This window comes from Ruegeria sp. BHSC037 (genome assembly GCF_059613045.1).
Map to the genome: position 1 here is coordinate 1 of NZ_JBXWRT010000016.1, position 12,115 is coordinate 12,115.

8 protein-coding genes are annotated in these 12,115 nt (G+C 61.6%); 1 reads left to right on the top strand and 7 read right to left on the bottom strand.

Annotation, left to right across the window (positions count from 1 at the left end; all coding sequences use genetic code 11):
- The 4 genes from AC2FMN_RS15030 to rpsL form a co-directional block, all read right to left on the bottom strand.
- The coding region (locus AC2FMN_RS15030) for an elongation factor Tu (protein WP_496689150.1) at window positions 1–828 on the bottom strand (828 nt) is incomplete at its 3' end.
- Between the two features lie 62 nt (window positions 829–890).
- Window positions 891–3,008 carry an elongation factor G gene (gene fusA / locus AC2FMN_RS15035; RefSeq protein WP_496682826.1) on the bottom strand — a complete coding sequence of 706 codons (2,118 nt, stop codon included), beginning with the start codon at window positions 3,006–3,008 and terminating at the stop codon, window positions 891–893.
- Between the two features lie 18 nt (window positions 3,009–3,026).
- Window positions 3,027–3,497, bottom strand: coding sequence for a 30S ribosomal protein S7 (gene rpsG, locus AC2FMN_RS15040; protein ID WP_005980678.1), 471 nt, complete (start codon window positions 3,495–3,497; stop codon window positions 3,027–3,029).
- Window positions 3,498–3,512: 15 nt separating this feature from the next.
- Entirely contained in the window at window positions 3,513–3,884 is a 372-nt protein-coding gene (rpsL, locus tag AC2FMN_RS15045; RefSeq protein WP_005980675.1) for a 30S ribosomal protein S12, read from the bottom strand.
- Window positions 3,885–4,232: 348 nt separating this feature from the next.
- Between rpsL and AC2FMN_RS15050 the strand changes: the two genes are divergently transcribed.
- Window positions 4,233–5,039: a glycosyltransferase gene (locus tag AC2FMN_RS15050; RefSeq protein ID WP_496689152.1), complete on the top strand. Its 807-nt coding sequence runs from the start codon at window positions 4,233–4,235 to the stop codon at window positions 5,037–5,039.
- On the opposite strand, the gene AC2FMN_RS15055 is transcribed toward AC2FMN_RS15050, so the two are convergent.
- From AC2FMN_RS15055 to AC2FMN_RS15065, 3 genes are all read right to left on the bottom strand, one after another.
- Complete coding sequence (locus tag AC2FMN_RS15055) at window positions 5,024–5,893, bottom strand: DMT family transporter (RefSeq protein WP_496689236.1); 870 nt, start codon at window positions 5,891–5,893, stop codon at window positions 5,024–5,026. The genes AC2FMN_RS15050 and AC2FMN_RS15055 overlap by 16 nt on opposite strands.
- A gap of 134 nt (window positions 5,894–6,027) precedes the next feature.
- The gene (rpoC, locus tag AC2FMN_RS15060) at window positions 6,028–10,275 is read right to left on the bottom strand and encodes a DNA-directed RNA polymerase subunit beta' (RefSeq protein ID WP_496689154.1); all 4,248 of its coding nucleotides are present in this window, start codon (window positions 10,273–10,275) and stop codon (window positions 6,028–6,030) included.
- Window positions 10,275–12,008: a hypothetical protein gene (locus AC2FMN_RS15065; RefSeq protein ID WP_496689156.1), complete on the bottom strand. Its 1,734-nt coding sequence runs from the start codon at window positions 12,006–12,008 to the stop codon at window positions 10,275–10,277. Before AC2FMN_RS15065 ends, rpoC begins: the two co-directional genes overlap by 1 nt.
- Window positions 12,009–12,115: the final 107 nt, after the last annotated feature.

Consider the following 12,115-nt stretch of genomic DNA (forward strand, 5'->3'; position numbering starts at 1 on the left):
CAGCAGCGCGCCGATGTTGTCGCCGGCTTCGCCGCGGTCCAGCAGCTTGCGGAACATCTCGACACCGGTGCAGGTGGTCTTCTGCGTGTCGCGGATGCCGACGATCTCGATCTCGTCGCCGACGTTGATCACGCCACGCTCGACACGGCCGGTCACAACGGTGCCGCGGCCCGAGATCGAGAACACGTCTTCGATCGGCATCAGGAACGGCTGGTCAACGGCGCGCTCGGGCGTGTCGATGTACTCGTCAACGGCCGCCATCAGCTCGCGGATCTTGTTCTCGCCGATCTCCGGGTCGCGGCCTTCCATCGCGGCCAGAGCCGAACCCGCGATGATCGGAATGTCGTCGCCAGGATATTCGTAGCTGGACAGCAGTTCGCGGACTTCCATCTCAACCAGTTCCAGCAGCTCTTCGTCGTCAACCTGGTCAACCTTGTTCAGGAACACGACCATCTTCGGGATGCCAACCTGACGGCCCAGCAGGATGTGCTCGCGGGTCTGCGGCATCGGGCCGTCAGCTGCGTTCACAACCAGGATCGCGCCGTCCATCTGCGCCGCACCGGTGATCATGTTCTTGACGTAGTCGGCGTGGCCGGGGCAGTCGACGTGCGCATAGTGGCGGTTGTCGGTCTCGTATTCCACGTGGGCGGTCGAGATGGTGATGCCGCGCGCCTTCTCTTCCGGCGCACCGTCAATCTGGTCATACGCCTTGAAGTCGCCGAAATACTTGGTGATCGCTGCGGTCAGCGTCGTCTTGCCGTGGTCAACGTGGCCAATCGTGCCGATGTTGACGTGCGGTTTTGTACGCTCAAACTTTTCCTTTGCCATGATGGCCTCCTTTTTCGGTAATGACGGGAGCCCGGAGACCGGGCCCCCTCAAACTTTGTCGCTTAGGCGTATTTCGCCTGGATCTCTTCCGCGATGTTCTGCGGAACCGGATCGTAGTGGTCGAACTGCATGGTAAACTGGGCACGGCCCGACGACATCGAACGCAGGGTGTTGATGTAGCCGAACATGTTCGCCAGCGGCACGAAGGCCTGGATGGCGATCGCGTTGCCGCGCGGCTCTTGTCCAGACACCTGGCCCCGACGCGAAGTCAGGTCGCCGATGATACCGCCGGTATACTCTTCCGGGGTAATCACTTCGACCTTCATGATCGGTTCCAGCAGTTTCGCGCCGGCCTTTTTCAGACCTTCGCGCATGCACATCCGCGCCGCGATTTCGAACGCCAGAACGCTCGAGTCGACGTCGTGGAATTTACCGTCCAGCAGAGCAACCTTGAAGTCGATCACGGGGAAGCCGGCCAGCGGGCCGCTGTCCATGACGGACTGGATGCCTTTTTCGACACCCGGGATGTATTCCTTGGGAACGGCGCCACCCACGATGCGGCTTTCGAACGAATACCCTTCGCCCGGTTCGGTCGGAGTGATCTCGAGCTTGACCTCGGCGAACTGACCCGAACCACCCGACTGTTTCTTGTGGGTGTAGGTGTGTTCAATCGGCATCGAGATGGTCTCACGATAGGCCACCTGCGGCGCACCGATGTTGGCTTCGACCTTGAACTCGCGCTTCAGACGATCAACCAGGATGTCCAGGTGAAGTTCGCCCATGCCCTTCATGATGGTCTGACCCGATTCCAGGTCGGTTTCCACGCGGAAGGACGGGTCTTCGGCGGCCAGACGGGCCAGACCCTGCGACATCTTCTCCTGGTCGCCCTTGGTTTTGGGCTCGACCGCGATCTCGATCACCGGATCGGGGAAGGTCATGGTTTCCAGAACCACCGGATCCTTCGCGTCGCACAGGGTGTCACCGGTGGTGGTGTCCTTCAGACCCGCCAGCGCGATGATGTCGCCTGCAAACGCTTCTTCGATCTCTTCCCGGTTGTTCGAGTGCATCATCATCATACGACCGATGCGCTCTTTCTTGCCCTTGGTCGAGTTCAGGATCGAGTCGCCCTTGTTCAGCACGCCCGAGTAGATCCGGGTGAAGGTCAGCGAACCGACGAACGGGTCGTTCATGATCTTGAACGCCAGGCCAGCGAAGGGCTGGTTGTCATCGGCACGACGGGCGATGTTGCGCTCTTCGGTCTCGTCGCCAGGCTTGAAGCCCATATAGTCGACAACGTCCAGCGGGCTGGGCAGATAGTCGATCACGGCGTTGAGCAGCGGCTGAACACCTTTGTTCTTGAACGCCGAACCACCCAGAACCGGAACGAAGTCCAGCGCCAGAGTGCCCTTGCGCAGCAGTTTGCGCAGGGTCGGGATGTCGGGCTCGTTGCCTTCCAGGTATTCCATCATGGCGTCGTCGTCTTGCTCGACGGCGGCTTCGATCATCTTGCCGCGCCACTCTTCGGCTATGTCCTTCAGGCTGTCGCGGATCGGAGCCTTGACCCAGCTTGCACCCAAGTCTTCGCCCTGCCACAGCCATTCTTCCATGGTGACCAGGTCGATCAGGCCTTCCAGCTCATTCTCGGCGCCAATCGGAATACCGACCGGAACGGCGCGCGCGCCGGTGCGGTCTTCGATCATGCGCACGCAGTTGAAGAAGTCGGCACCGATCTTGTCCATCTTGTTGACGAACACGATGCGCGGAACCTTGTAGCGGTCAGCCTGACGCCACACGGTTTCGGTCTGGGGTTCAACACCGGCGTTTGCGTCCAGAACGCAGACGGCACCGTCGAGAACGGCCAGCGAGCGCTCCACTTCGATGGTGAAGTCAACGTGGCCGGGGGTGTCGATGATGTTCAGGCGGTGCTTGGGGGTATCGGCGGTCTTACCGTCCTCGGTGCGCTCCCAGAATGTGGTGGTCGCAGCCGAGGTGATGGTGATGCCGCGTTCCTGCTCCTGCTCCATCCAGTCCATGGTGGCTGCACCATCGTGCACCTCACCGATGTTGTGGGATTTGCCGGTGTAATACAGGATACGCTCCGAGCAGGTGGTCTTGCCTGCGTCGATGTGCGCCATGATACCGAAGTTACGGTATAGTTCGAGCGGATATTCGCGTGCCATTTGGATAAGCCTCTAGGGTTACCAGCGGTAGTGGCTGAAGGCTTTGTTCGCCTCGGCCATCTTGTGGGTGTCTTCGCGCTTCTTAACGGCAGTACCGCGGGACTGTACGGCGTCCAGCAATTCACCGGCGAGGCGTTCTTCCATGGTGTTTTCGTTGCGGTTGCGCGCGGCGGCGATCAGCCAGCGGATTGCCAGCGCTTCGCGGCGCTCGGGGCGCACTTCGACCGGAACCTGATAGGTTGCACCACCAACCCGGCGCGAGCGGACCTCGACCGACGGTTTGATGTTGTCGAGCGCTTCGTGAAACACTTCGACGGGTGCGCGCTTGATCTTGCTTTCGATGCGGTCGAAGGCGTTGTAGACGATGCGCTCGGCGACCGACTTCTTGCCGTCGATCATCAGGTTGTTCATGAATTTCGTCAGAACCTTGTCGCCAAATTTGGCGTCAGGCAGGACTTCGCGTTTTTCGGCGGCGTGACGACGGGACATCTCGGCCTCTCCTTCTTACTTGGGACGCTTCGCGCCGTATTTCGAACGACGCTGCTTACGGTCTTTGACGCCCTGGGTATCCAGAACACCGCGCAGGATGTGGTAACGGACACCCGGAAGGTCTTTCACACGGCCGCCACGGATCAGGACCACCGAGTGCTCCTGCAGGTTGTGGCTTTCACCGGGGATGTACGATATGACCTCGTATCCGTTGGTCAGGCGCACCTTGGCGACCTTCCGCATGGCCGAGTTCGGCTTCTTCGGCGTGGTAGTGTACACGCGGGTGCACACGCCGCGCTTCTGCGGGCACTGCTCCAGGTGCATGGACTTCGAGCGTTTCACTTTGGGCTGCCGCGGCTTGCGGATCAGCTGCTGAATAGTTGGCATTCCGGTTTCTTCCCCGTTTTGCAACACACATGACATGCACGCGCATTGCGTGCGGTTAACTTCGCTGCGCCAATGCGTCCACAAGCGCAAAACCCGCGAGCGTTCCCATTCCGAGGTGAACGTCGCGGTTGGTTATCAGAGGGCGCGAACGACAAAATTGTCCGGGCCTTGACCAGTCCGTTTCTGATTTCGGTTTCGGGGCGGCCCCCATACCGAGATGACGGGCGTATAGGGGGAGTCGGCCCAAGTGTCAACAGCCACGGCCGCACTGGCCGGAAATGGCCCCTGTTGCAGCCTGCGGCGGGCCGATGCATAGTCCGGCGTGGCGATACCCAAGCGGACGAGATCATGCAAGTCATTGGCCTGTGCCGGTTCTCCTACCCTGCGATCGGTGGGTACCAGACCGAACATGACACGATCGAGGCCCGGCGCCGCCACCTGTACCGTACCGACCGTCTGGTCGAGCGCTTCCGCCTGTTCGAAACCTGCGCCCTGCCGGGCCTGAAGGCCCAGACCGACCCCGATTTCGAATTGATCATCGTGACCGGCACCTGCCTGCCGTCACCGGCCAAGGCTCGCCTGCGCGACCTGACGGCCGGAATGCCGCAGGTCAGGATCATCGAGCGCGAGCCCGGACGGCATCGCGCGGTGATGAAGCAGATCCTCAACGACGCCCGCCGTCATCCTGACCGGCCCTGCCTGCAGTTCCGGCAGGATGACGATGACGCCGTCGCGGTCGACTTCATCGAAAGCTTGCGGCAGGCGGCGGTTGAGGCGACCGAGCTCGCGGCCCGCAACCTGTCCGTGGCGATTGATTTCGACCAGGGGTATCTGGCCCGGTTCGGTCCCTTCGGCGTGCAGGCCAAGCCGGTCCGGCGCAAACTGCTGGGCGTGGGTCTGGGTATGCTTGTCCAAGGCGGCTGCCCCTTGACCATCATGAATTTCGCCCATCAGCGCATGGGACGGTTCATGCCGGTGGTCACGGTGCCCGATCGGCCGATGTGGGTCCGAACGTTCAACGGCTTCAACGACTCGCAAAAGGCGCGAACCAACCGAAGCGCCCTGCCCCCCCTTGACGATGCAGAGCGGGACCTGTTCCGCACCCGGTTCGCAATCGACGCTGACGCCGTCCGCCGCGGCTACTCCGAGGCTTGAAGCCGCCGCTCGCGGAACAGGGTGAACAGCCCCGCCCCTACGACCAGCACCGCGCCCAGCATCGTCAGCCGGTCTGGCCAGTCGCCGAACACCGCCCAGCCCAGCACCAGCGCCCAGATCAGGCTGGTATAGCGGAACGGCGCGACGAACCCGACCTCGCCCACCCTCATGACCATCACGCTGAACAGATACCCCAGCAAAACGAAAATGGCAGCCGAGCCGATCAGAAGACCCGTCGGCGCGGCGACGGGCACCCATCCCTGGAACACCGAGGCCACGGCCGCCGCCAGGGTGATCGTCAGCGATGTCGCCAGCGTCACCACCATCGACGGGACCTCAGACGACATCCGCCGCGTGATCAAGTCGCGCGCAGTCACGCACATGACAGCTACCAGCGCATAAAGTGCATACAGGCTGAACCCGTCCGGCCCTGGCCGCACGATCAACAGCATTCCAGCAAACCCCATGGCGATGGCCAGAACTCGCCGCCATCCGATCGGTTCGGCGAAGAACATTGCCGCGCCGAGGGTCACCGTCAGCGGCAGCGCCTGCAGAACCGCCGTCACATTGGCCAGCGGCATGTGCATCAGCGCGGTCAGAAAGAAGAACGTGGCCAACAGCTCGGACAGCGAGCGCACCGCCACCAGAACCCTGTCATGGCCGGAAAACCGCAGGTGCAACGCGCCCAGACGCCGCGCCAGTAGAAACACCAGGGTAGTGGCCAGCAGCCCGCGCATCGCAACCAGCTGAAACAGCGGCAGATCCTGTCCAGCCGCTTTGACCAGCGTATCGTTCACGGTGAAGGCGGCCATGCTGCCCATCATCAGCAGCGCGCCCTTGACGTTCGGAGTCATCGAAATGGCCCATTGGGAAATCACCGGCCCATTGGCCCGCGCCACCGGCCCGTTGTCAATATGCCGGGAGCACTCGGAAAAACGAAAAAGGCCCCGCAGATGCGGGGCCTGTTTCGTTCCACGGAAATCGGAGTTTACTCGCGGCTTTCCGGGGTTTCGATCAGCGCGTCCAGATCGTCGCCCATCACGTCGTCGTCGATCACCGGAGCCGCCAGGGCGGCTGCGGCCTCGGCCTCTTCGCGACGGGCCTCGATGACCACGTTGTCACGCTGCTGTGCGATCTGGCGCACGGCCTGCGTCGCGCCACCGGTACCCGCCGGGATCAGGCGGCCGACAATGACGTTCTCCTTGAGGCCGACCAGCTTGTCCTTCTTGCCCTGAACCGAGGCTTCGGTCAGCACGCGGGTGGTTTCCTGGAACGATGCCGCCGAGATGAACGAACGTGTCTGCAGCGACGCCTTGGTGATCCCCAGCAGGATCGGCTCGCCCTGGGCCGGACGACCACCGCGGGCGATGGTCTTTTCGTTGGCCGCGTCGAACTCCTGCTTGTCGACATGTTCGCCCTTCAGCAGGGTGGTATCGCCCGAGTCGAGGATCTCCCACTTCTGCAGCATCTGGCGCACGATGACCTCGATGTGCTTGTCGTTGATCTTCACGCCCTGCAGACGATAGACCTCCTGCACCTCGTTGATCATGTAGTCGGCCAGAGCCTCGACGCCCAGAATCGACAGGATGTCGTGCGGAGCCGGGTTGCCGTCCATGATATAGTCGCCCTTCTGCACGAAGTCGCCTTCCTGCACCGGGATGTGCTTGCCCTTGGGCACCATGTATTCGACAGGCTCCATCGATTCGTCGACGGGTTCGATCGAGATGCGGCGCTTGTTCTTGTAGTCGCGGCCAAAGCGCACGTAACCATCGATTTCGGCGATGATCGCGTGATCCTTGGGGCGACGGGCCTCGAACAGTTCGGCCACACGCGGCAGACCACCGGTGATGTCTTTGGTCTTGGCGCCTTCGCGCGGGATACGCGCAACGACGTCGCCGGCCTCGATCTTCTGGCCGTCCTCGACCGACAGGATCGCATCCACGGACATCGGATAGTGAACCGGGTTGCCCGCATCGTTGCGGACCGGCTCGCCGTTTTCGTCCACCAGGATGATTTCCGGCTTCAGGTCGCTGCCTTTCGGCGCCGCACGCCAGTCGATCACGATCTTCTGAGTCATGCCGGTTGCATCGTCGGTCTCGTCCCGCACAGCGATGCCCGAGACCAGGTCGACATATTTCGCGGTACCGGCCTTCTCGGCGATGATCGGCAGGGTGTAGGGGTCCCACTCGAACAGCTTGTCGCCGCGCTTGACCTTGTCGCCATCCTTGACGAACAGCTTCGAGCCGTAGCCCAGCTTGAAGCTGGCGCGCTCTTCGCCGTGCTCGTCCTTGATCACCAGCTTCATGTTCCGGCCCATGACCAGGCTTTCACCTGCGGCATTGACCAGGATCTGCGGGTTCTCAAAGGCGACGACGCCGTCCTGGTTGGCTTCCTGGAACGACTGCTGGCCACCCTGTGCAACACCACCGATGTGGAAGGTCCGCATCGTCAGCTGGGTGCCGGGTTCACCGATCGACTGGGCGGCGATGATACCGACCGCTTCGCCGGTGTTGACCATGGTGCCGCGTGCCAGGTCACGGCCATAGCACATGGCGCAGACGCCCTCTTCGCTTTCGCAGGTCAGCGGCGAGCGGATGCGGGCCGACTGGACACCGGCTTCGTGGATCGCGTCGGCCATGCGTTCGTCGATCAACTGGCCGGCAGCGACCAGAATCTCGTCCGAACCCGGGCGCAGGATGTCCTCGGCCGCGACACGGCCCAGAACGCGCTCGGCCAGCGAGGCGACCACTTCGCCGTCATTGACGGCGGCCTCGGCAGTGATGGCGCGGTCGGTGCCGCAATCATGCTCGCGCACGATGCAGTCCTGCGCCACGTCCACCAGGCGGCGGGTCAGGTAACCCGAGTTCGCCGTCTTCAGAGCGGTATCCGACAGACCCTTGCGGGCGCCGTGGGTCGAGTTGAAGTACTCAAGAACGGTCAGACCTTCCTTGAAGTTCGAGATGATCGGCGTTTCGATGATGTCACCGTTCGGCTTGGCCATCAGGCCGCGCATGCCGCCCAGCTGCTTCATCTGCGTGACCGAGCCACGGGCACCGGAGTGCGCCATCATGTAGACCGAGTTCGGCTCCTTGTCGGCGCCGCTCTCGTCCTTCTGGACGGCCGAGATGGTGTTCATCATCGCCTCGGTGACGCGGTCGTTGCACTTCGACCAGGCATCCACGACCTTGTTGTACTTTTCGCCCTGGGTGATCAGGCCGTCCATGTATTGCTGTTCAAAGTCCTTCACCTGCTCGCGGGTCTCGTCCACGATGGCCCATTTGTCGGACGGGATTACCATGTCGTCCTTGCCGAACGAGATGCCCGCCTTAAACGCCTCGCGGAAGCCCATCGACATGATCTGGTCACAGAAGATCACCGACTCTTTCTGACCGCAATAGCGGTAGACGGTATCGATGACCTGCTGCACCTCTTTCTTGCGCAGCAGACGGTTGACCAGATCGAACGGCGCCTTGTTGTTCTTGGGCAGCAGAGCCCCCAGGCGCACGCGGCCCGGCGTGGTCTCATAGCGCTTCTGAACCTCGTTGCCCTCTTCGTCGATCTGGGTGATCCGCGCGGTGATCTTCGAGTGCAGGTGCACCTCACCCGCGTCCAGCGCGTGCTGGACCTCTTCGATCGAGCCGAACACCTTGCCTTCGCCCGGCATGCCTTCGCGTTCCAGGGTCAGATAGTACAGACCCAGAATCATGTCCTGCGACGGAACGATGATCGGCGCGCCGTTTGCAGGCGACAAAACGTTGTTCGTCGACATCATCAGCACGCGCGCTTCCAGCTGTGCCTCAAGGCTCAGCGGAACGTGAACGGCCATCTGGTCCCCGTCGAAGTCGGCGTTGAAGGCCGAACAAACCAGCGGGTGCAGCTGGATCGCCTTTCCTTCGATCAGAACCGGCTCGAACGCCTGAATGCCCAGACGGTGCAGCGTCGGCGCACGGTTCAGCATCACCGGGTGCTCGCGGATCACCTCGTCGAGGATGTCCCACACTTCGGGGCGCTCTTTCTCGACCAGCTTCTTCGCCTGTTTCACGGTCGAAGACAGACCCTTGGCTTCCAGCCGCGAGTAGATGAACGGCTTGAACAGCTCCAGCGCCATCTTCTTGGGCAGGCCGCACTGGTGCAGCTTGAGCTCGGGGCCGGTCACGATGACCGAACGGCCCGAGAAGTCGACGCGTTTCCCCAGAAGGTTCTGGCGGAAGCGGCCCTGCTTGCCCTTCAGCATGTCCGACAGCGATTTCAGCGGACGCTTGTTGGCGCCGGTGATCACGCGGCCACGACGGCCGTTGTCGAACAGGGCGTCAACCGATTCCTGCAGCATCCGCTTTTCGTTGCGGACGATAATGTCAGGCGCGCGCAGTTCGATCAGACGCTTCAGACGGTTGTTCCGGTTGATGACGCGACGATACAGATCGTTCAGATCCGAGGTCGCGAAACGGCCACCATCCAGCGGCACCAGCGGGCGCAGTTCCGGCGGGATGACCGGGATCACGGTCATCACCATCCATTCCGGGCGGTTGCCCGATTCCAGGAAGGATTCGACGACCTTCAAACGCTTGATGATCTTCTTGGGCTTCAGCTCACCGGTGGCTTCGGCCAGATCCGCGCGCAACTGCTCGGCCTCGGCCTCGAGGTCGATGTTCTGCAGCATCTCACGAATGGCTTCGGCGCCGATATTGGCCTTGAACGCGTCCATGCCATAGGCATCCTGCGCGTCCATGTACTCTTCCTCGGTCAGCATCTGGCCATAGGTCAGGTCGGTCAGACCGGGCTCGATGACGACATAGTTTTCGAAATACAGAACGCGTTCCAGATCGCGCAGGGTCATGTCCAGCATCAGACCGATGCGGGAGGGCAGCGATTTCAGGAACCAGATATGTGCGACGGGCGCGGCCAGTTCGATGTGGCCCATACGCTCGCGGCGGACCTTCTGCAGGGTGACTTCCACACCGCATTTCTCGCAGACGACGCCGCGATACTTCATCCGCTTGTACTTGCCGCACAGACATTCGTAATCTTTGATCGGGCCAAAGATACGCGCGCAGAACAGGCCGTCACGCTCGGGCTTGAACGTGCGATAGTTGATGGTTTCCGGCTTCTTGATCTCGCCATAAGACCAAGACAGGATCCGTTCCGGCGACGCCAGCGAGACCTTGATTTCATCAAAGACCTTGGGCGGGGTCAGCGGGTTGAAGGGATTGTTTCCTTGGGTCAGTTCCTGATTCATCACAGGTCTCCAGCAGGTTTGGCCGTCTCAGTCACTTTGGTGTCCTTTGCCGGTTTGCGCGCCAGGCGCGCCTTGATCGCTTCGGACAGTGTTTTCAAGCCGTATTTCAATCGGGCAATTATCTGGTTGTCGACCCCGCAATACTGTTTGCGGAGTTTCGACATGATCGCGGTTGGCGGAAAATCGGGGTCGGCGGGCGCCAGGTCGTTCAGCTTTCCGCCGACCATGAACCCATCGCACACCGTGGGCCATCCATTGACTTGGATATAGTGTACATGCGGGTTTCCGGGCAATTCGAACTCGAACCGCCAAGGGTCGTGGATGCCGGCTTCCAGCTTCTGCTCGGCCATCCATATCAGGTGATCGATGTCCCAAAGCGCAGCCACTAGCGAATTCGGCGCCTCCCAGTCCCGCCGCATTGGAACCAGTTCCATGTCCGGACCGAAGAAGGTCGGCCCAACCGTCCGGTCATAGGTCCAGGTAAAATCACCATGCCACGGGAAAAGCACATATTTCAGGCCATGCGTCCGCGCCTTTGCCACGGCCGCCTCGATCATTGGGGTGTTCACCGGTCCAAGCGGGCACAGGTCTTCGAGCATCAGAAACACGAACCGGGTATCCGGTCTATCCTGTTTGATCCTGCGCGCGGCATCGCCCAGGATTTCAACAAAACTGCGACCGGGAAACCGCAGGGTGTTGGGCACGTCCAGATCCCCGTCCGTCGCAACGAAACAGTCCGGATGACCCGGCCACATCCGGTCGACCGTGTGCAACACGGCGGGGATGTAATGTTCGTTCTTCGAGTAGGTCGACACCAGAAGGACCGTGTCATGAAACACGTCCGACGGTCCCGCACTGGGTTCACGCGCTGCGATCTCTTTCCAGCGGCGCCGCCGCTCGGACCCACGCTTGAACCATCCGGCGATTTTGCCCAGATCATATTTGCGGCGGGCCGCCTTGGCGCTATCGACACCGCAATATTCGACCCGCAGCTGCGACAGCAACGGTGACGCCGGAAACTCCTTGCGCGACACCGCCTTGGGATTGATCTGGCCGTCGGACAGAAACCCGCCACCGACCACGGGCCACGCCTCCATCTGCATGTAGTGCAGGACTTCGTTCGTTTGAGAAGGCTGCTCGAACAGACGCAGACTGTCGTAACCTTCCGCGGCTTTGTGGCCGGCGACTGACGCAAGGTGATCAAGGTTCCACAACGCCGGGGCCAGAGAATTCACGGCTTCCCAGTTTGAGCGGATCGGGGTCAGTTCCAGGCCAGCGTCCCGGATCACCGGACCACTTTCCGGGTCAAGCGCTTTGCTGAAATCGCCCGGCCATTGGAACAGGACATATTTCAGGCCATGCGCACGAACGCTCTCCATGGCGGCGGCGACCATCGCATTGTCCACCGGCGCGAGCGGACAGAACACGTCCTGCAGCAGAAACACATGCCGTAGATTCGGACGATCGCGGCGCAGTTGCTGTACGGCCTCATCCAGAATGCCCGTGACGGTCGCACCGCCGGTGCGAATGACAGGATCGGCGTCATAGGCACCATTGGTCACAACGATGCATTCCGGATGTCCACGCCAGAACTGCTGCAATGTTCGCAGGATCGCAGGCACGAAACGCTCGTTCTCTGCATTTGTCACCAAAAGCAGAGCCACGTCACGAAACACGCCTTCAGACCCCGCAGCAGGGACCGAAACCGCTGCGCTGGACACACGATCCGCCATTACGCCTCCACCCCACCCGAAACGGGCAGGCGCAGAAAGACGCGACTGGCGCCAGGCGCCACCAGCAGACCTCTGAGCGTGACCTGGTTCATGCAAGAACCCTCGTG